Raw genomic sequence first — 20,457 nt, 5'->3', positions numbered from 1 at the left:
CATAAGCCAGGGTTAGTGACCTGCTTTCTCTTCCTGCCAGCGTTCATGTAACTGATTCAGACGGGCGCTGATCGCTTTCCAGCGAGCCGAGTCCATCAGTTCCTGTCGCGAAAATGAACCTTTATGATACAAACGTGTAACACGTTCTGCCTTGATCGGTGACAGATTATCTAACACGCTGACGGCCCCTTTACGATTATTGCAGACCAGGATCATATCGCAACCCGCGTCCAGTGATGCCTGCCCGCGTTCGGCATAACTGCCCATAATTGCGGCACCTTCCATCGATAAATCGTCAGAGAAAATCACGCCATCAAAACCCAGTTCCTGACGCAAAACGGTTTTCAGCCAGTAGGGAGAACCGCTCGCCGGACGCGGATCGACATCACTGTAGATCACATGCGCAGGCATAATGGCGTCGAGTTTATTCTCGCGGATTAAGGAACTGAAGACCGACATATCTTTAGCGCGAATCTCCGCTTGCGGACGTGGGTCACACGGTGTTTCTTTGTGTGAGTCTGCCGTTACTGCACCGTGTCCTGGGAAGTGTTTCCCGGTAGTTTTCATTCCGGCTTCATGCATACCATCAATAAACCGGCTGGCAATTGCCAGGGCTTTTTCGGGATCGGCATGATAAGAACGCTCGCCAATCGCCGCGCTGATATGCCCGACGTCCAGCACTGGCGCAAAGCTGATATCAATATCCATAGCAATCATTTCGCTGGCCATCAACCAACCTGCCTCTTGCGCCAGTTTTCCGCCTTCTTCCATTCCCAACAGCGCAGCGAATGATTGTGCCGCTGGCAAGCGGGTAAAACCTTCACGAAAACGCTGCACGCGTCCACCTTCCTGATCTACCGCCACCACCAGATGATTGCGCGAAGCTGCGCGGATCTGTCGCACCAGTTCACGTAACTGGGCAGGATCATGATAGTTACGCGTAAAGAGAATCAGCCCTCCCACCAGCGGATGCGCCAGTATTTCACGCTCTTCCGCGTCCAGTTCGTAACCTTCGACATCCAACATTACTGGACCCACACTGCTCTCCTTATTGTTTTATTAATAGCTGCCGCCAGGTGTCATCGGCCAGCCTGATAAATTGTTGATCGCCGGTTTGTCCCCAGCGGTACTCAAACCACCCTGCTTTGAGCATCAGCAGCCAGGGAAACCATCGCCTGACCTGACGCCATAATTGCGCCGGGTAAATCTTCGCGCGAGTGGCATAGTCATTGACCAATTGCCGGTGCTGGTCAGTATTTTCCACCCACACCGCCGCCAGTTCCAGCGCGATATCACCATCTCCGGCATACTCCCAGTCGATGAGTTTTAACCCTGACGCGCTATGCACTAAATTTCCGGCGTGGACATCCATATGCAATGGACTTAAGCGTAAAGGCCGTGGTTCCCGCGCTTTGCGCAGACGTTTTAACCTTCGCAGCCAACCCACTGTCCGCCGCGCCGGATCGCTTTGCTGCCAGTACAGTTCCAGTAACGGCAACAGCGTTATTCGCCAGCCAAAACGCGGTTGTTGATGTAGATAATACAGCAAGCCTGCCAGTTCGTTGGTATCCGGCAAATACGTTTTTACCTCGCCGGGCAGATAGTCGACCACCATCCAGTCACGGAGATATAAATGCGGCTTCGGTGCAATGCATGCGGGTAGTTGTGATAAAGCCCGATACTGGCGCAAGAACGCGAACCGCGGCGCATCAGGATCGTGCGGCTGACGCACAACAAAACGCTGGCCCTGATGTTCAATGAGAAAACTCCCGCCACTAAGCCCACTATTAAACGTCGTGACGGGATGAAACTGCGGGAAAAAGCGCGACAGCAATTCGTCGCGCGTGATGGGATTATTGCTGCGAAACGGCACCTTTACCTGACCAGATAATTTCGCCCGTCTGCACCAGCATCAGCTGCATTTGTAGGGTCGGAGCGTTAACGTTGCCAGAGGCGCTGGAGTACAGCACGTAATGAGCGCCGACATTGCGGGCAATGCCTATGGCTTTACTACGGGTGCCTAAACTGTCCTGCGGCGACAAACCTAACTGTTGCTTTGCCATCGACAGCTGCTGGGCGGAAACCAGGGTAAATTTACCGTTATTAGCCAGCGCATTTCGCAGCGTTTCGGTCGCTTCTGCGGCATTCAGCGAACCGTTAGTACGGTTGTTAACGCTATCAACCAGCAGGACGCTACCCGCAGTCACGCCGTCAGCCCCAAGCATCTTACTGACCATCGGCTGCATTGCGCCATTCCAGTCATAATGGCGAATATGCGGCGCAGGCGGCGCCGTTTGATCTTCGTGCTCAATTGGGCCTGGCTGCTGCGGTATCGTCGGCACCGATGGCACTGTGGGGACAGGCTGTTGCGGCTCGGCTGGTTGTTCCGGCGCTGGTTTCACTTCTTCTACCGGCGCAGGTTCACGTTGCCCCACACACCCGGCGAGAAACATCGCCAGCGCGGTAATCAAGGCGTAGCGACTCATTTTTGTCATCAAGATTCACCCCTTACAAATATAGATAAAGTCTGACTTTGTGCGCCCCCAGAAAATTGGCGCTGCCGTACAGCGTTACCGCCGAATGCGCGGGAATGGTAACGCTGCGTGGCCTTTCCAGAGGATGCATCTCCAGCCCTCTGGCGTCATACCAGTAAAAACGATAATGAACGGTAACGGGTTCTTGCCTTTCGTTATAAAGCGTTGAGGATGCTGAAGGTTGAATATCAGACGCCGAAAGGACGGGCTTTTCTGCACTGATGCCCGCAGCCAATAAAGATGACTCCATCACCAGCGATTGCTCATCATTCACCGGAATTTCCGGATGTGAACGACAGCCCACCAGCACTAACAACGCCAGAGACACCAGCCCAAAGCATCCTTTTCTCATCGTTACAGACCTTTATGCGCCAGCATTGGTCCCAGCGGACGGCCACCCAACAAGTGCATATGGATGTGGTAAACCTCTTGTCCGCCGTGGCGGTTGGTGTTCATGATCAGACGATAGCCATCTTCGGCAATACCTTCTTGCTCAGCAATTTTTGCCGCTACGGTGATCATGCGTCCCAGCGCCTGCTCATGCTCAGCAGACACGTCGTTCACAGTTGGAATGAGGATATTTGGAATGATCAGAATATGCGTTGGCGCTTGCGGCGAAATATCGCGAAACGCCGTTACCAGATCATCCTGGTAGACGATATCGGAGGGGATCTCACGACGAATAATTTTGCTAAATATAGTTTCTTCTGCCACGACATTTTCCTTTTTCAAATAGCCATGCGTTGCGCCATGCTACGCCGCGCCACACTGCGAGTATAGAGTATGGTCGAGTTAAACCTGCTCTTTCAACCTTAACTCACGATTTCTTAAGCAAAAAATCGTTTTGCTGCCGTATATATCGCCATTATTCCCATTTCTGCCTGCGAATGCGCTGAAAAGACATTCTCTGTTTGGTTTACACGTCAAATATGAATGCGTATATTTCTCATTTGCATTTACATGCAAAATTATTCGCACACTAAATATAACCGCTCATCACCCTCCTCCGGCATGAGCCTGACGACAACATAAACCAAGAGATTTCAGATGCTTTCAACACAATTTAACAGGGATAATCAACATCAAACCACCTCCAAACCGTCACTGCTTGCCGCCTGCATAGCACTGGCACTCTTACCTTCCGCCGCTTTTGCTGCACCAGCCACTGAAGAAACGGTGATTGTTGAGGGTTCAGCCACTACTCCAGTTGATGACGAAAATGATTACAGCGTAACGTCTACCTCTGCGGGTACCAAAATGCAGATGACTCAACGTGATATACCTCAGTCGGTCACTATTGTTAGCCAGCAGCGGATGGAAGATCAGCAGTTACAAACGCTGGGCGAAGTGATGGAAAACACACTGGGGATCAGCAAAAGTCAGGCGGATTCCGATCGTGCTCTTTATTATTCCCGCGGATTCCAGATTGATAACTATATGGTTGATGGTATCCCCACCTATTTTGAATCGCGCTGGAATCTGGGCGACGCACTTTCTGATATGGCACTGTTTGAACGCGTAGAAGTAGTGCGTGGCGCGACAGGACTCATGACCGGGACGGGTAATCCATCTGCGGCAATTAATATGGTTCGAAAACACGCGACCAGTCGTGAATTTAAAGGCGATGTCTCGGCGGAATACGGTAGCTGGAACAAAGAACGGTATGTGGCGGATTTACAAAGCCCACTCACCGAAGATGGTAAAATCCGCGCGCGAATTGTCGGCGGCTACCAGAATAACGACTCATGGCTGGACCGCTACAACAGTGAAAAGACCTTCTTCTCCGGCATTGTTGATGCTGATTTAGGCGATCTTACGACGCTTTCAGCCGGTTACGAATATCAGCGCATTGATGTTAATAGCCCAACCTGGGGCGGTTTACCGCGCTGGAATACTGATGGCAGCAGCAACAGTTACGATCGCGCACGCAGTACCGCACCTGACTGGGCGTACAACGATAAAGAGATCAACAAGGTCTTTATGACCCTGAAGCAGCGGTTTGCTGATACCTGGCAAGCGACACTGAATGCCACCCACTCCGAAGTCGAATTTGACAGCAAAATGATGTATGTCGATGCCTATGTAAACAAAGCGGATGGTATGCTGGTTGGGCCATACAGTAATTATGGACCTGGCTTTGATTATGTCGGCGGCACCGGTTGGAACAGCGGCAAACGTAAAGTTGATGCGCTGGATTTGTTCGCTGACGGTAGTTATGAATTGTTTGGTCGTCAGCACAATCTAATGTTTGGTGGCAGTTACAGCAAACAAAACAATCGTTACTTCAGTTCATGGGCCAACATCTTCCCGGATGAAATTGGCAGTTTCTACAACTTTAATGGCAATTTCCCACAAACCGACTGGTCACCACAGAGCCTGGCGCAGGACGATACCACACATATGAAATCGTTATATGCTGCCACTCGTGTCACCCTTGCCGATCCGCTGCATCTGATCCTCGGCGCTCGTTATACCAACTGGCGGGTTGATACGCTGACTTACAGCATGGAGAAAAACCACACCACGCCTTATGCTGGTCTGGTGTTTGACATCAATGACAACTGGTCGACCTACGCCAGCTATACCTCTATTTTCCAGCCGCAAAATGATCGTGACAGTTCAGGCAAATATCTGGCTCCAATCACCGGTAACAACTACGAGCTGGGTCTGAAATCGGACTGGATGAATAGCCGTCTGACCACCACGTTAGCCATCTTCCGTATTGAGCAGGATAATGTCGCTCAGTCCACCGGTACACCTATCCCCGGCAGCAACGGCGAAACCGCCTATAAAGCGGTGGATGGGACAGTCAGTAAAGGTGTGGAATTTGAACTCAACGGCGCAATTACCGACAACTGGCAGCTGACGTTTGGCGCAACGCGCTATATTGCAGAGGATAACGAAGGAAACGCCGTTAATCCTAATCTGCCACGCACCACGGTTAAAATGTTCACCAGCTACCGGTTGCCTGTCATGCCAGAGTTGACGGTCGGCGGTGGTGTTAACTGGCAAAATCGCGTGTATACCGACACCGTGACACCGTATGGCACCTTCCGCGCCGAGCAAGGTAGCTACGCGCTGGTGGATCTCTTCACCCGCTACCAGGTGACGAAAAACTTCTCGTTACAGGGGAACGTCAATAACCTGTTCGACAAAACCTACGATACCAACGTGGAAGGTTCTATCGTCTACGGCGCACCGCGTAATTTCAGCATTACCGGCACGTATCAATTCTGAATAACACCTGTAAAAAAGGCAGCCATCCGGCTGCCTTAGTCTCCCCAACGTCTTACGGATTAGTGGTTACGGATGTACTCATCCATCTCGGTTTTCAGGTTATCGGATTTAGTACCGAAAATCGCCTGAACACCAGAACCAGCAACCACTACGCCCGCTGCGCCCAGTTTCTTCAGGCCAGGCTGATCCACTTTAGACACATCAGCAACGCTGACGCGCAGACGGGTAATACATGCGTCGAGGTTAGTAATGTTTTCTTTACCACCAAATGCAGCAACCAGAGCCGGTGCCATTTCGCTGGTACCAGTCGCTTTTGCATCTTCAGTCGCATCTTCACGACCCGGCGTTTTCAGATCCAGTGCTTTAATCAGCACGCGGAAGATGGTGTAGTAAACAATCGCATAACCGATACCGACGATCGGGAACAGCCACAGTTTGCTGCTGTTACCAGACAGAACGATGAAGTCGATCAGACCGTGCGAGAACGACGTACCGTCACGCATCCCCAAAAGAATACAGATTGGGAATGCCAGGCCTGCCAGAATCGCGTGGATGATGTACAGGATCGGCGCAACGAACATGAAGGAGAACTCGATCGGCTCGGTGATACCGGTCAGAAACGAGGTCAGCGCCGCGGAGATCATAATACCGCCCACTTTCGCGCGGTTTTCTGGTTTAGCAGAGTGCCAGATAGCAATTGCGGCAGCTGGCAGACCGTACATTTTGAACAGGAAGCCACCAGACAGTTTACCCGCAGTCGGGTCACCCGCCATATAACGCGGAATGTCGCCGTGGAAAACCTGACCTGCTGCGTTGGTGTATTCACCAATTTGCATCTGGAAAGGTACGTTCCAGATGTGGTGCAGACCAAACGGTACCAGGCAACGTTCGATGAAACCGTAAATGCCAAACGCAACTACCGGGTTCTGGTAAGCAGCCCACTGAGAGAAGGTCTGGATTGCAGAACCAATCGGCGGCCAAATGAAGGACAGCACAACGCCAGTAAAGATGGCAGCCAGGCCAGAAATGATCGGCACAAAGCGTTTGCCGGCAAAGAAGCCAAGATACTCAGGCAGCTTAATACGGTAGAAACGGTTAAACATATACGCTGCAATCGCACCGGAGATAATCCCTCCGAGTACGCCAGTATCCGCCAGGTGTTTAGAGGCGATTTCTTCAGCAGGTAAATGCAGTACCAGTGGCGCAACCACGGCCATGGTTTTAACCATGATGCCATAGGCAACAACTGCAGCCAGCGCGGATACGCCATCGTTATTGGTAAAGCCGAGGGCGACACCGATCGCAAAAATCAGTGGCATGTTTGCAAAGACGGAACCGCCTGCTTCTGCCATAACATGCGATACAACGGCGGGCAGCCAGCTGAAATTCGCGGAACCGACGCCCAGCAGAATACCTGCGATAGGCAGTACGGATACCGGCAGCATCAGCGATTTACCGACCTTTTGCAGGTTAGCAAATGCATTCTTAAACATAATTGAGAGTGCTCCTGAGTATGGGTGCTTTTTTACGTTCTCACGCGTGGCAAGGGGGGAGAGCCTCGCCGTATACAGGGCATCTAAGCGCCCTTTATTTATTACACAGAGTAAAATAATTCAGTGCCAATTTGTTTGACGGCTATCACGTTTCAACTTCAGATCATTGGAGAAGTTGCACATTTTGACAAAACATATGTCACAATATTTCAAACGTGGTTATTCACCGCCCAATTTTAGGCGGTGAACTTTACTCGTTTTAGCCATTAATTACGAGCTTTAAAAAAACTCATTCAACGGATGGATTGAAGGCGGGAAGCATCGATGTGAAACAGACGGGCGAAGTTATCGGTGGTTACCTGCGCCAGTTCTTCAACGGCAACACCTTTCAACACAGCCATGTATTCTGCAACGTCACGAACCATCGCAGGTTGATTCTCTTTTCCTCGATGCGGCACCGGCGCAAGGTAAGGTGAGTCAGTTTCCACCAGTAACCGATCCAGGGGGACATAACGCGCAGCATCGCGCAGTTGCTCCGCATTACGGAAGGTCACAATGCCGGAAAAGGAGATGTAAAATCCGAGATCCAGTAATTTACCCGCCGTTTCTCTGTCCTCTGTAAAACAGTGTAGTACGCCACCGCAATCCGTCACTTTTTCTTCGCGCAGAATTGCCAGCGTATCGGCGCGGGCGTCACGGGTATGGACGATAACCGGCTTGTTCAGTTCACGACCAATCTGGATATGATGAATGAAGGACTCTTGCTGACGTACTTTAGTTTCCGGTGTGTAATAATAATCCAGACCGGTTTCACCCAGCGCTACAACACCCTCTTCTGCCGCCAGACGGCGTAAATCTTCTACATCGTAGGGATCATTCTGGTTGAGTGGATGCACGCCACAAGAAAATACGACGTTGTCACGTTCGCCTACCAGATCCCGCATATGTAAATAACCTGGTAATGTTGTGGCGACTGCCAGACAAAATTTCACATCGCGTGCGGCGGCTTTCGCCAGAACGTCATCCACGTCCTTATGCAAAGATTCATAATCCAGACCATCGAGATGGCAGTGTGAGTCGACTAAAAACATGATGTCTCTCTTAAAGATGAGGAACCGGTAGCACAACGCCCGGTTGCAGGTAATGCTCAATACGCAGTAAAAGATCGGTGATGAGAAGCTCGCGGTTGATGCCTGTGACAGACATTAACTGTTCACGAATGTGGCAAACATCCCCCAGTATAGCCTGCAGGCGCGAGGGAGAAAGATGGTTTGCCAGTTCGACGACTAGTCCCGGCACATCAACATTGGTCACCTGCGCAGCGCCATGATGGCGTTTTAGCGCATCCATCAGCAACGTTGCCAGCCAGTGTAAACGCGCCGGAGCTTGTTCATGATTAAGGGCCGCTAGCAGCGAATACCAGTCGCCCGATTGCACGCTATATGCCAGCGCCTGACACAATGTTTCACGAGCCTGCCAGTTATCTCCCTGAAACAACGCCAGTGCCGCGCCAGGCGAACCGGCGCTTAAGCGCAATGCGGCAAGTAGTGCATCCTGTGACATTGTCACTTCGCGTGAAAGCCAGGTCACGGCGTACTGTTCCGGCGGCGGCGCAAGGTAATGTAACCGACAACGACTACGTAATGTTGCCAGTAAACGTTCTGGCTCGCGGGTAGCAAGGAAAAACCACGTTTCTGCTGGTGGCTCTTCAAGCGTTTTCAGCAATGCGTTAGCCGCGGCGTCGGTTAGTAAGGCAGCATCGGTTACCCAGACAACTTTCGCACCACCTAAGCGTGCGTGCTCATTCAGCTTTTCGGTGACCTCACGTACCGCATCAATGCCCAGCGTATTTTTCCCTTTTTCGGGAGCCAGGGTGTAGTAATCGGGATGCGTGCCAGCCTGCATCAACTGACATCCACGACAGTGACCGCAACTTTTGTGGCCCTGCGGTTGTTGGCAGAGTAAATAACGGCTCAGGGCGTAGATTAAAGCATCATCGCCCATGCCCGGTAACGCCTGAATGAGCAGCGCATGGTGACCTCTTCCGGCCTGATAGCTGGCTACCAGTTTTTCGAAATCAGGTCGTAACCATGGATACCATCTCATGCGTCCGACTCCTTCACCCAGTTGGTCACGGTAGTGCGGATTGCATCCATCACGGCCTCCAGCGGCTGGGTGGCATCAATGGTATGAATGCTTTTATCTTGTGCTGCCAGTTCCAGATAGCGGGCGCGGGTGCGATTAAAGAAATCGAAAGACTCTTGCTCAATACGATCCAGCTCGCCGCGCGCACGCGCGCGTTTTAAGCCAACTTCCGGGGTAACATCGAGATAGAGCGTTAAGTCGGGGCGAAAATCCCCGAGAACAGCATCACGCAATGTTGCCAGCATATGTTGGTCAATACCACGTCCGCCGCCCTGATACGCCTGAGTGGAGAGATCGTGGCGATCGCCAATCACCCAAGTGCCGTTAGCCAGCGCAGGTTTGATGACCGTTTCTACCAGTTGAACGCGCGCGGCATAAAACATCAGAACTTCGGCTTTATCGGTAATGACTTCATCGCCTACCGATTTGATATCCAGCACCAGGCTTCTTAACTTTTCGGCAAGTTGCGTACCGCCAGGTTCCCGAGTGAAAACCATGTCGCGGATACCCAGTTGCTCGAGCGTCTCAACCACCACGTTACGCGCGGTAGTTTTGCCTGCGCCTTCCAGCCCCTCAATGACGATATACTTACTGCGCATTTTTTTCCTTAAGCACTTTCAGATAATCCTGCACAGACTTGTTATGACTGGCAAGATTGGTATTAAACGTGTGACCACCTTTACCATCGGCCACAAAATAGAGATACGGCGTTTTTGCCGGATGCGCAGCAGCCTTCAGCGAATCCGCCCCCGGCGTCGCTATCGCACCTGGAGGCAAACCGGTAATGGTATAGGTGTTATACGCTGTCGGCGTTTCCAGGTCTGCACGAGAAAGTTTGCCATTATAACGCTCTCCCATCCCGTAAATCACGGTCGGGTCGGTCTGCAGGCGCATACCAATGCGTAAACGGTTGATAAATACCGAGGCAACCTGATCGCGTTCACTGGCAACGGCGGTTTCTTTTTCGATAATTGATGCCATCGTCACCAGCTGGTTCTTATCTTTATAAGGCAGACCGTCCGCACGCCCTTCCCAGGCGCTATCGACCGCTTTCACCATTTTCTTGTGCGCTCGCTTGAGTAACGCGACATCGGTGGTATTGGCGGTATACATCCAGGTGTCTGGCCAGAACCAACCTTCAATCCACTCCGGGTTTTCCAGTTCAAGTGCCTGCGCTACGGTGGCGTACTTATCGTCGCTCAGCGTGTGCTTGATATACGGAGCCTCACGCAATTGCTTGAGGTAGTCGCTCAGACGCATCCCTTCTACCAGTCGCAGCGGGAACTGTGCTTCTTTACCGCTTTCCAACAATTTCAGCATCTCGCGCACGGTCATCTGCGGTGTAAAGCGGTAAGTCCCGGCTTTAAAGTGAGAAAGATCCGGTTCGATACGCAGCAGCCATTGAAAAACCCGTGGGCGATTGATGATCTTATCGGCGTAAAGCTGTTCACCGAGCGCCAGACGTCCGGTCCCTGGCTTCAGGGTAAATATCGTCTCTTCTTTGATAAGCAATTTGCTGTCGGCAAGATGGCGAACCTTCCAGACGCCCACACCAGCGGCGATACCCAGTACCACCAGCAATAATAAGATAATCAATAACACTTTTTTCATGACTAATTCGGGCGCTCACAAAGTGGGGCTAAATATTCATATAACGTTGCTGACGAAAAGGAGACATCGCCACAGGCACGTACGGGCATCACTGGCATTAACGCATTACAAATAACCATCTCATCTGCCTGCAACGCCTCTTCCAGAGTGGCTTGCACTTCGACAAGCTGATAAGAGGATTGTGCCAGTAAACGGATACAGAATTGTCGCATAATGCCGTTAACACCTGCCTGATCCAGTCGCGGCGTATAAACTACGTTGCCCTTCCGCCAGAACAAATTAGCCGCACAGCATTCCGTAACCCACCCTTCGCTGTCAAGGACCAGCGCCTCATCAGCGTTTGTCTGCTCAAGATGAGAGCGGATCAATACTTGCTCAAGCCGATTAAGATGTTTAATACCTGCAAGATGAGGATTGCGCCCCAGCCGCACCGGGCTTAGCGCCAACGTCATCCCTTCGTTACGCAAACGGTCGTAATGTGCAGGATAAGCCGTAACGGAGAGAATCCGCGTTGCCGGTCCACTGTTCAATGTGCTGTACCCTCGCCCGCCACTACCGCGACTGATCACGACTTTCAGTACACCATTTTGCTGTTCTGCTGCCAGCGTTTTCATCTCTTGTTCAAGCTGAGGCCAGAAGTCACAGGAAATCATCAACCGCTGACAAGCATCCTGTAGTCGCTGGATATGCGCCGATAACAAACTGACTTTACCGTCGATAACTCTGGCGGTGGTAAAACAACCATCACCAAACTGCGTTGCCCGATCGCTTACTGCCAGCGATTCCTGCTTATGACCGTTAATTAAGAACATACCGGCTCCTTATCAGAGAATTGTTAGTGTGGCAGCATGTTCACTACGGAACAAGTCGGAATAAAAGCTAAGAAAAAAGGCCCGCAAGCGGACCTTTTATAAGGGTGGAAAATGACAACTTAGATCTTTTTAAAGATCAAAGAACCATTAGTGCCACCGAAGCCGAAGGAGTTACACAGCGTGTATTCCATTCCGCTGACCTGACGCGCTTCGTACGGTACGAAATCCAGATCGCAACCTTCATCCGGGTTATCCAGGTTAATGGTTGGCGGAACAGCCTGATCGCGCAGCGCCAGGATGGAGTAGATAGATTCTACTGCACCCGCCGCACCTAACAGGTGACCGGTCATAGATTTCGTGGAGCTTACCAACACACGGCTTGCAGCTTCACCGAAGATGGTTTTCACCGCCTGCGCTTCAGCTTTATCGCCAGCCGGAGTAGAAGTACCGTGTGCGTTAACGTAGCCAATCTGACTCGCTTCAATGCCTGCATCACGCAAAGCATTTGCCATTGCCAGAGCTGCGCCTGCGCCATTTTCTGGCGGTGACGTCATATGATAAGCATCGCTACTCATACCAAAGCCGACGAGTTCAGCGTAAATTTTCGCACCGCGTTTTTTCGCGTGTTCGTACTCTTCAAGTACCAGCATACCGGCACCATCGCCCAGTACGAAACCATCACGCTCTTTATCCCACGGGCGGCTCGCCGCTTGTGGGTTATCATTGCGGGTAGATAATGCACGTGCCGCGCCAAAACCACCAACGCCCAGCGGCGTACTGGCTTTCTCTGCGCCACCTGCAACCATCACGTCAGCATCGCCATACGCGATAATACGCGCAGCATGGCCAATGTTGTGCACGCCGGAAGTACAGGCGGTCGCGATAGAGATGCTTGGGCCACGCAGGCCATACATGATAGTCAGATGACCTGCCACCATGTTCACAATCGTTGACGGAACGAAGAATGGGCTGATCTTACGTGGACCACCGTTCATCAGAGATGTGTGGTTTTCTTCGATCAGTCCGAGGCCGCCAATCCCGGAGCCAATTGCGGCACCAATGCGGGTTGCGTTCTCTTCCGTTATTTCAAGGCCAGAATCCTGCATGGCCTGAACGCCAGCGACAATTCCATATTGAATGAAGGCATCCATCTTGCGCTGTTCTTTGCGCGAGATAATGTCCTCACAGTTAAAATCCTTTACTAAGCCAGCAAATTTCGTTGCATAGGCGCTAGTATCGAAATGGTCGATTAGGCTGATGCCACTCTGACCGGCAAGCAGAGCTTTCCAGGTAGACTCTACGGTATTGCCGACAGGAGACAACATGCCCAGTCCGGTCACAACTACACGACGCTTAGACACGTTTGTCCTCCAGGGAGGGAAAAAATGATTCTAGTGGGACAAAAAGATAAAACTCAGGCGGTCGAACGACCGCCTGGAGATGTTCACTTACGCCTGGTGGCCGTTGATGTAATCAATGGCAGCCTGAACGGTGGTGATTTTCTCAGCTTCTTCGTCCGGAATCTCAGTATCAAACTCTTCTTCCAGAGCCATTACCAGCTCAACGGTGTCAAGAGAATCCGCGCCCAGGTCTTCAACGAAAGAAGCATTGTTGGTAACTTCTTCCTGCTTAACGCCCAGCTGTTCGCCGATAATTTTCTTAACGCGTTCTTCGATAGTGCTCATACTCTTAAATTTCCTATCAAAACTCGCTTTCGCGATGGTTTTCGTAGTGTATAAAATGTTGAAAAATTTGCAACTAAATCCCGGCAGGTCTTACCACGATTTTACGTTATTTTGAGGCCTTACCCCCCAATAACGCAAATCATTTTGCACTAATTATTACTCATAACCACGCAGACTGCGCGCAACATGAGCATTTTGTGCAAATCGCGGTCAGACCATGTACATCCCGCCGTTCACATGCAAAGTTTCACCCGTGATGTAAGCTGCTTCGTCGGATGCCAGGAATGCAACCGCGTTGGCGATTTCCTGTGCGCCGCCGAGGCGACCCGCAGGAACCTGCGCCAGGATACCCGCACGCTGGTCATCGCTCAGCGCACGTGTCATGTCCGTTTCAATAAAGCCCGGAGCAACAACGTTTACAGTAATACCGCGTGACGCAACTTCGCGCGCCAGTGATTTACTGAAGCCGATCAAGCCCGCTTTCGCCGCAGCGTAGTTGGCCTGACCGCCATTTCCCATGGTACCAACCACAGAACCGATAGTGATAATACGACCATGACGCTTTTTCATCATAGCGCGCATTACCGCTTTTGACAGACGGAAAACAGATGAAAGGTTGGTTTCGATAATATCGTTCCACTCTTCATCTTTCATTCGCATTAACAGGTTATCACGAGTGATACCGGCATTATTGACCAGGATATCCACTTCACCAAATTCTGCGCGAATTTTTTCCAGAACAGATTCGATAGATGCCGGGTCGGTCACATTCAACATCAGACCTTTGCCGTTGGCACCTAAATAATCACTGATCGCCTGAGCGCCATTTTCACTGGTCGCAGTGCCAATAACTTTCGCGCCACGGGCTGCGAGCGTTTCAGCAATTGCGCGGCCAATTCCGCGGCTTGCACCGGTTACCAGTGCGATTTTTCCTTCAAAACTCATGATTTTCCTCTTTTAAAGCTCGAGCGCCGCTGCCATCGCTGAAGGTTCGTTCAGCGCCGAGGCGGTCAGGGTGTCGACAATGCGTTTCGTCAGGCCTGTAAGCACTTTGCCCGGGCCGACTTCATAGAGATGTTCTACGCCTTGCGCTGCCATGTATTCAACAGACTTCGTCCACTGAACCGGGTTATACAACTGACGTACCAGTGCGTCACGGATGGCATCACCATTGGTTTCGCATTTCACATCAACGTTATTCACAACAGGAACTGTTGGTGCGTTAAAGGTGATTTTCGCTAATTCTACTGCCAGTTTGTCGGCTGCTGGTTTCATCAGCGCACAGTGAGACGGTACGCTCACTGGTAACGGCAGAGCGCGTTTTGCGCCCGCAGCTTTACAGGCAGCGCCAGCACGCTCAACTGCTTCTTTATGACCGGCAATAACCACCTGTCCCGGAGAGTTAAAGTTTACCGGAGAAACGACCTGACCTTCTGCAGCTTCTTCACACGCTTTCGCAATAGACGCATCATCCAGACCGATGATTGCCGCCATAGCGCCCGTGCCTTCCGGTACGGCTTCTTGCATGAACTTGCCGCGCATCTCAACCAGACGCACCGCATCAGCGAAATCAATCACACCAGCGCAAACCAGCGCGGAGTATTCCCCCAGGCTGTGACCAGCCATCATTGCCGGTGCTTTACCGCCCTGCTGCTGCCATACGCGATACAGCGCAACAGATGCAGTCAACAGCGCTGGCTGGGTTTGCCAGGTTTTATTCAGTTCTTCAGCCGGCCCCTGCTGGGTCAGCGCCCACAGGTCGTAGCCCAGCGCCGCAGAAGCTTCAGCAAACGTTTCTTCGACAATTGGATAGCTCGCCGCCATATCAGCCAGCATTCCAACGGTTTGAGAACCCTGTCCAGGGAACACAAATGCAAATTGCGTCATGTTTTAATCCTTATCCTAGAAACGAACCAGCGCGGAGCCCCAGGTGAATCCACCGCCAAAGGCTTCAAGCAGAACCAACTGCCCCGGCTTAATGCGCCCGTCGCGTACAGCTTCATCCAGAGCGCACGGGACAGAGGCCGCAGAGGTATTACCGTGGCGATCCAGCGTCACCACGACATTGTCCATCGACATGCCGAGTTTTTTCGCCGTTGCACTGATAATACGCAGGTTAGCCTGATGCGGAACCAGCCAGTCCAGTTGAGAACGGTCAAGATTATTCGCCGCCAGCGTCTCATCAACGATGTGCGCCAGTTCCGTTACCGCAACCTTGAAGACTTCGTTGCCCGCCATCGTCAGATGAATTGAATTCTCTGGATTTACGCGGTCGGCGTTTGGCAGCGTCAGCAATTCACCATAACTACCGTCGGCATGCAGATGGGTGGAAATGATTCCCGGCTCTTCAGAGGCAGCCAGCACCGCAGCGCCCGCGCCATCGCCAAAAATAATAATAGTCCCACGATCTGTTGGATCGCAGGTGCGCGCCAGTACATCGGAACCGACGACCAGAGCATACTTCACCGCCCCAGATTTCACGTATTGATCGGCTACGCTTAATGCATAGGTGAAACCTGCGCAGGCTGCTGCAACGTCAAATGCCGGGCAACCTTTAATGCCCAGCATGCTTTGAATCTGACAAGCTGCGCTCGGGAAAGCGTGCGTAGCAGAAGTCGTTGCCACAACGATCAGGCCAATCTGGTCTTTCTCAATGCCCGCCATCTCAATTGCGCGTGTCGCCGCTTCAAAGCCCATGGTTGAAACGGTTTCGTTTGGCGCGGCAATGTGGCGTTCGCGGATACCGGTACGAGTGACAATCCACTCGTCAGAGGTGTCCACCATTTTTTCCAAATCGGCGTTTGTCCGCACTTGTTCGGGCAGATAGCTGCCAGTACCAATAATCTTCGTATACATGTACGCTCAGTCACTTTTCGGTTATATACCGTCACTTGCAAACTGCGAGTTCGCTGGCAGCGTCCTGCTACCGCAGAGTTCCGCTTTTGCCACCGTCCAGCAGCTCAAAACCAGCTGGGTATACAGATTCCAGGCGAGCGGCAATTCGCTGAGGAACTTGTCGCTGCACCGCCTGCACTGCCTGTTCAATCGCGACCGCAAAAGCTCGCTGATTGGCTGCACCATGACTTTTTATCACCGTGCCGCGCAATCCTAACAGACAGGCGCCGTTATACTGGTCGGGGTTGAGGTGACTGAATCGCCTCGTCAGGCTCTTTTGTAGCCAACGCTTTAATAACAGTAGCCACCACGACCGTTTTTTCCCTTCACCCTGAGATTTCAGCAGAGAAAGGAACATCCTGACAACACCTTCCATCGTCTTTAATGTGACATTTCCTGTAAAGCCATCACAAACCAGCACATCTGTCTTGCCAGTTAACAACTCATTGGCTTCAAGATAGCCGATATAATTGATAGAAGGGATTGTTTTAAGCACCGCTGAGGCATCCCGAATACTGTCGAGACCCTTTACTTCTTCTTCACCAATATTGAGCAACGCCACGCGAGGATTGGGAATTTCCACCACCTCTTCAGCCAGAACTGAGCCCATAATGGCAAATTGCACTAACATTGTGCTGTCACAATCGACGTTGGCCCCTAAATCGAGGACCACCGTTTTGCCCTTTTGCTGATGCGGTAATACCGTCACCAGCGCCGGACGCTCAATCCCCTCCAGGGGCTTGAGTAATAATTTTGCCAGCCCCATCAGCGCCCCGGTATTACCGGCACTAACACAGGCTTGCGCTCGACCTTCTTTCACCAGCTCCAGGGCCACGCGCATTGAACTCCCACGACTGGCGCGGATAGCTTGCGAAGGCCGGGCATCACTGGCGATAACTGACTGCGCAGGAATAATCTGCAGACGCGAACGTTGTTCAAAGTCAGCTTTAGCAAGTAATGGCGTGATGGCGTCGGGATTGCCGACTAAAAGAAGAGTGAGTTGCGAATTAGAATTCAGTGCCTGCAATGCTGCAGGCACTGTCACGGAAGGGCCAAAATCCCCTCCCATGACATCTAACGCCAGGGTTAGACGTGTCAAGGTATCGTCGCCGCCCGGTTTGGTCTTTCCCCAGTTGCCTGGGGAAAATCCTCACTAAGCTTCATCACGCAGACGCGTGATTACTTAGCGATGACCTTGCGGCCGCGGTAGTAACCGTCGGCAGTGATGTGGTGACGCAGGTGTTTTTCACCAGAAGTTTTGTCTACAGACAGGCTGGTGACTGCGGTCAGGGCGTCATGGGAACGACGCATGCCACGTTTGGAACGGGTTGGTTTATTCTGTTGTACGGCCATGGACCTTACTCCTCAATTACGGTTTATCCCCGATCCAACGGGGAGCACCAATTACTTACGCTTTAAGCTGGCTAATACGGCAAATGGGTTTGGCTTTTGCGCTTCTTCAGGCAGTTCACCAAAGACCATGTCCGCTTCGGACACTTCACAGTGTTCAGAATCATGCACCGGAACTACCGGCAAGGCGAGGATGATTTCATCTTCAACCATTGCAAGCAGATCGATTTCACCGAATTCGTTAACCTCAATCGGTTCATACGCTTCCGGCAGTGCTTCAGCCTGTTCGTCTGAACGCACAGGACTAAAACAATACGTTGTGTAGACCTGATGAGTAAACGGCTTCCCGCAACGCTGACACTCGAGCGTTACCGTCACCTTCGCATCGCCGTTTAACACTGCGAGACGTTGGTTATCGATAGCGAACGACATGGAGCATTCCACATCACTGTCCACACTGACTACGGATTCGGCGACGCGCTCAACCTGATCAGGAGTATAGATACCCTGGTAATCAAGGCGTTTTTGAGCCGTACGAACCGGATCGAGAGTCAGGGGTAATTTTACCTTTTGCATAGGGCGCGCATATTAACTTTGTAACGTCATAGAGTCAAAGAAAAAGGCAGCATGTGGTTGCCTTTTGCCAATAATTCGCACACATTGCGGGTTACTGCTTTATTTTCGTTCAGTGCTGATAACGAACATCAACCTGCAAAACGAAGCGCATAGTTTAAAATGGCTATCATCAATACGCTATATCTGATGGAAAAAAATATGCCTAAACTTATTTTAGCCTCCACCTCGCCATGGCGTCGCGCTCTTCTGGAAAAACTGCAAATCTCTTTTGAATGTGCAGCACCAGAGGTCGACGAAACCCCACGCAGCGACGAATCACCGCGACAGTTGGTGCTTCGACTGGCACAAGAAAAAGCGCAATCTCTGGCGTCACGTTATCCGGATCATTTAATTATTGGTTCAGACCAGGTATGTGTTCTTGATGGCGAAATCACCGGTAAACCGTTAACGGAAGAAAATGCCCGTCTGCAATTACGCAAAGCCAGCGGCAATATCGTCACCTTCTATACTGGACTGGCGTTGTTTAATTCGGCGAATGGGCATCTACAAACAGAAGTGGAGCCTTTTGACGTCCATTTCCGTCACCTGAGCGAGGCGGAGATTGATAATTACGTGCGTAAAGAGCATCCCCTGCACTGCGCGGGTAGCTTTAAGAGTGAAGGATTTGGCATTACTCTGTTTGAGCGTTTAGAGGGGCGTGATCCTAACACGCTGGTTGGTTTACCGCTAATCGCGCTGTGTCAGATGTTACGTCGGGAAGGGAAAAACCCGCTGATGGGATAGTTATTTGCGCCGGATGCGATTACGTCGCATCCGGCAATCGGTGCTGGCAGCCTGATGCGGCGTAAACGCCTTATCAGGCCAACCGCCCATTATCATGCTTATATGCTCGTATTAGCGCGCGTTACGCAGTTTTTGCAAACAACGCTTCAAACCATCATCCATCGGCGCTTCGATACGCATCACCTCACCGGTCCCCGGATGGGTAAACTTCAACGCTGCGGCGTGCAGGAACAGACGATTTAATCCTGTGCCTGCTTCAGTGAGCTGTCTGTCAAATTCACGGTCACCGTAGCGATCGTCAAAGGCAATCGGATGACCCGCATACTGTGTATGCACACGGATCTGATGAGTACGCCCTGTTACCGGGCTACAACGCACCAGGGTGGCAAATGCATAGCGTTCTTCCACTTTAAAGCGTGTTTCCGACGGTTTGCCTTCCTGACTGACACGCACGATACGTTCGCCGCTTTGCAGAATATTTTTCAATAACGGCGCTTGAACGCTCTTCACATGCGACTGCCACTGACCGCGCACCAGCGCCAGGTAATCTTTTTGCATCCCTTTTTCACGTAATTGCTCATGCAGAGAACGCAACGCCGAGCGTTTTTTCGCTACCAGCAACACACCTGAAGTGTCCCGGTCGAGACGATGAACCAGTTCAAGGAACCGCGCTTCCGGGCGCAACGCCCGCAAACCTTCGATAACGCCGAAGCTTAAACCACTGCCGCCATGTACCGCCGTACCGGAAGGTTTATTCAGCACCAGGATATGGTCATCTTCATATAAGATGACGTCCGCCAGCGCTGCCACCTTTTGCAGATGTGGCGATACCGCCTCTTCTTCCCGTTCAGCAACGCGAACCGGTGGGATACGCACCTCATCACCCGCTTCGAGTTTATATTCAGGCTTAATACGTTTTTTGTTCACCCGCACTTCGCCTTTACGCAAAATACGGTAAATCATACTTTTTGGTACGCCTTTCAATTGGGTACGCAAAAAGTTATCGATACGTTGCCCCGCTTCGTCAGCGGTGATAGCAACAATTTTTACGGATGGAGTCTCTGTTTTCATGGTGGGCGATTCTAATTAGCCAACAGGATTCGCGCCACTCATTTTTCTATGCTTATATTTAGTTTTGCACCTTATTACTTCACTACGTGATCACTTTATTGATGGTTATTAAACCAATCACCAGCAAGAAGTGAAAAAACTGTGAGTAAGCGGGTGATAAATGGTAAAAGTCATCTTGCTATAACAAGGCTTGCAGTGGAATAATGAGGCCGTTTCCGTGTCCATCCTTGTTAAAACAAGAAATTTTACGGAATAACCCATTTTG

Annotated in this window: 22 protein-coding genes; 2 read left to right on the top strand and 20 right to left on the bottom strand. The window is 51.4% G+C overall.

Features of this window, described 5'->3' with window-relative positions; all coding sequences use genetic code 11:
* Nucleotides 1-12 precede the first annotated feature (12 nt).
* Genes nagZ through hinT form a run of 5 tightly spaced genes read right to left on the bottom strand, consistent with a single transcriptional unit; the run spans nucleotide 13 to nucleotide 3,248 of the window.
* Complete coding sequence (gene nagZ, locus ACJHX3_RS05985) at nucleotides 13-1,038, bottom strand: beta-N-acetylhexosaminidase (protein ID WP_000529284.1); 1,026 nt, start codon at nucleotides 1,036-1,038, stop codon at nucleotides 13-15.
* A gap of 10 nt (nucleotides 1,039-1,048) precedes the next feature.
* Entirely contained in the window at nucleotides 1,049-1,873 is an 825-nt protein-coding gene (gene thiK / locus ACJHX3_RS05980) for a thiamine kinase (RefSeq protein ID WP_024043818.1), read from the bottom strand.
* Nucleotides 1,854-2,495 carry a penicillin-binding protein activator LpoB gene (gene lpoB, locus ACJHX3_RS05975; RefSeq protein WP_000164439.1) on the bottom strand — a complete coding sequence of 214 codons (642 nt, stop codon included), beginning with the start codon at nucleotides 2,493-2,495 and terminating at the stop codon, nucleotides 1,854-1,856. The genes thiK and lpoB overlap by 20 nt, the downstream gene beginning before the upstream one ends.
* A gap of 13 nt (nucleotides 2,496-2,508) precedes the next feature.
* Nucleotides 2,509-2,886, bottom strand: coding sequence for a YcfL family protein (locus ACJHX3_RS05970; RefSeq protein ID WP_001225290.1), 378 nt, complete (start codon nucleotides 2,884-2,886; stop codon nucleotides 2,509-2,511).
* Nucleotides 2,887-2,888: 2 nt separating this feature from the next.
* On the bottom strand, nucleotides 2,889-3,248 hold the full coding sequence (hinT, locus tag ACJHX3_RS05965; RefSeq protein ID WP_000807125.1) for a purine nucleoside phosphoramidase: 360 nt from the start codon (nucleotides 3,246-3,248) through the stop codon (nucleotides 2,889-2,891).
* Between the two features lie 333 nt (nucleotides 3,249-3,581).
* Here hinT and fhuE point away from each other — a divergent pair, with 333 nt between their 5' ends.
* Nucleotides 3,582-5,771: a ferric-rhodotorulic acid/ferric-coprogen receptor FhuE gene (gene fhuE / locus ACJHX3_RS05960; protein WP_000953427.1), complete on the top strand. Its 2,190-nt coding sequence runs from the start codon at nucleotides 3,582-3,584 to the stop codon at nucleotides 5,769-5,771.
* Between the two features lie 59 nt (nucleotides 5,772-5,830).
* On the opposite strand, the gene ptsG is transcribed toward fhuE, so the two are convergent.
* The 14 genes from ptsG to yceD all read right to left on the bottom strand — a co-directional run bounded on the left by ptsG (nucleotide 5,831) and on the right by yceD (nucleotide 18,338).
* Nucleotides 5,831-7,264, bottom strand: coding sequence for a PTS glucose transporter subunit IIBC (ptsG, locus tag ACJHX3_RS05955; protein WP_000475720.1), 1,434 nt, complete (start codon nucleotides 7,262-7,264; stop codon nucleotides 5,831-5,833).
* 293 nt (nucleotides 7,265-7,557) lie between these two features.
* Complete coding sequence (locus tag ACJHX3_RS05950; protein ID WP_000480245.1) at nucleotides 7,558-8,355, bottom strand: metal-dependent hydrolase; 798 nt, start codon at nucleotides 8,353-8,355, stop codon at nucleotides 7,558-7,560.
* 10 nt (nucleotides 8,356-8,365) lie between these two features.
* Complete coding sequence (gene holB / locus ACJHX3_RS05945; RefSeq protein ID WP_001267948.1) at nucleotides 8,366-9,370, bottom strand: DNA polymerase III subunit delta'; 1,005 nt, start codon at nucleotides 9,368-9,370, stop codon at nucleotides 8,366-8,368.
* Nucleotides 9,367-10,008 carry a dTMP kinase gene (gene tmk, locus ACJHX3_RS05940; protein ID WP_001257003.1) on the bottom strand — a complete coding sequence of 214 codons (642 nt, stop codon included), beginning with the start codon at nucleotides 10,006-10,008 and terminating at the stop codon, nucleotides 9,367-9,369. Before tmk ends, holB begins: the two co-directional genes overlap by 4 nt.
* Nucleotides 9,998-11,020 (bottom strand): cell division protein YceG, encoded by a 1,023-nt coding sequence (yceG, locus tag ACJHX3_RS05935; protein ID WP_000756838.1) that lies wholly within the window; start codon nucleotides 11,018-11,020, stop codon nucleotides 9,998-10,000. The genes tmk and yceG overlap by 11 nt, the downstream gene beginning before the upstream one ends.
* A 2-nt stretch (nucleotides 11,021-11,022) precedes the next feature.
* The gene (gene pabC / locus ACJHX3_RS05930) at nucleotides 11,023-11,832 is read right to left on the bottom strand and encodes an aminodeoxychorismate lyase (RefSeq protein ID WP_000478686.1); all 810 of its coding nucleotides are present in this window, start codon (nucleotides 11,830-11,832) and stop codon (nucleotides 11,023-11,025) included.
* Between the two features lie 119 nt (nucleotides 11,833-11,951).
* A complete protein-coding gene (fabF, locus tag ACJHX3_RS05925; protein WP_000044681.1) occupies nucleotides 11,952-13,193 on the bottom strand; it encodes a beta-ketoacyl-ACP synthase II in 1,242 nt (413 codons plus the stop codon).
* 87 nt (nucleotides 13,194-13,280) lie between these two features.
* Nucleotides 13,281-13,517, bottom strand: coding sequence for an acyl carrier protein (acpP, locus tag ACJHX3_RS05920; RefSeq protein WP_000103754.1), 237 nt, complete (start codon nucleotides 13,515-13,517; stop codon nucleotides 13,281-13,283).
* A 210-nt stretch (nucleotides 13,518-13,727) separates the two neighbouring features.
* A complete protein-coding gene (fabG, locus tag ACJHX3_RS05915) occupies nucleotides 13,728-14,462 on the bottom strand; it encodes a 3-oxoacyl-ACP reductase FabG (protein ID WP_000007233.1) in 735 nt (244 codons plus the stop codon).
* A 12-nt stretch (nucleotides 14,463-14,474) separates the two neighbouring features.
* Complete coding sequence (gene fabD / locus ACJHX3_RS05910; RefSeq protein WP_000191372.1) at nucleotides 14,475-15,404, bottom strand: ACP S-malonyltransferase; 930 nt, start codon at nucleotides 15,402-15,404, stop codon at nucleotides 14,475-14,477.
* Between the two features lie 15 nt (nucleotides 15,405-15,419).
* Complete coding sequence (fabH, locus tag ACJHX3_RS05905) at nucleotides 15,420-16,373, bottom strand: beta-ketoacyl-ACP synthase III (protein WP_000288132.1); 954 nt, start codon at nucleotides 16,371-16,373, stop codon at nucleotides 15,420-15,422.
* A gap of 67 nt (nucleotides 16,374-16,440) precedes the next feature.
* Nucleotides 16,441-17,511 (bottom strand): phosphate acyltransferase PlsX, encoded by a 1,071-nt coding sequence (gene plsX, locus ACJHX3_RS05900; protein WP_000197578.1) that lies wholly within the window; start codon nucleotides 17,509-17,511, stop codon nucleotides 16,441-16,443.
* An 80-nt stretch (nucleotides 17,512-17,591) separates the two neighbouring features.
* The gene (gene rpmF / locus ACJHX3_RS05895; protein ID WP_000290727.1) at nucleotides 17,592-17,765 is read right to left on the bottom strand and encodes a 50S ribosomal protein L32; all 174 of its coding nucleotides are present in this window, start codon (nucleotides 17,763-17,765) and stop codon (nucleotides 17,592-17,594) included.
* Between the two features lie 51 nt (nucleotides 17,766-17,816).
* Nucleotides 17,817-18,338: a 23S rRNA accumulation protein YceD gene (gene yceD, locus ACJHX3_RS05890; RefSeq protein ID WP_001174481.1), complete on the bottom strand. Its 522-nt coding sequence runs from the start codon at nucleotides 18,336-18,338 to the stop codon at nucleotides 17,817-17,819.
* A 198-nt stretch (nucleotides 18,339-18,536) separates the two neighbouring features.
* Here yceD and yceF point away from each other — a divergent pair, with 198 nt between their 5' ends.
* Complete coding sequence (gene yceF / locus ACJHX3_RS05885; protein WP_001125202.1) at nucleotides 18,537-19,121, top strand: 7-methyl-GTP pyrophosphatase; 585 nt, start codon at nucleotides 18,537-18,539, stop codon at nucleotides 19,119-19,121.
* A 111-nt stretch (nucleotides 19,122-19,232) separates the two neighbouring features.
* Here yceF and rluC read toward each other — a convergent pair whose 3' ends face one another.
* Complete coding sequence (rluC, locus tag ACJHX3_RS05880; protein ID WP_000846342.1) at nucleotides 19,233-20,192, bottom strand: 23S rRNA pseudouridine(955/2504/2580) synthase RluC; 960 nt, start codon at nucleotides 20,190-20,192, stop codon at nucleotides 19,233-19,235.
* Nucleotides 20,193-20,457: the final 265 nt, after the last annotated feature.

It is taken from the genome of Escherichia sp. WS1265 (assembly GCF_046487585.1).
Classification (GTDB): Bacteria; Pseudomonadota; Gammaproteobacteria; order Enterobacterales; family Enterobacteriaceae; genus Escherichia; species Escherichia coli.
Note: the sequence above shows the minus strand (reverse complement) of the source record. Positions and strands in the feature narration are given on the sequence as shown.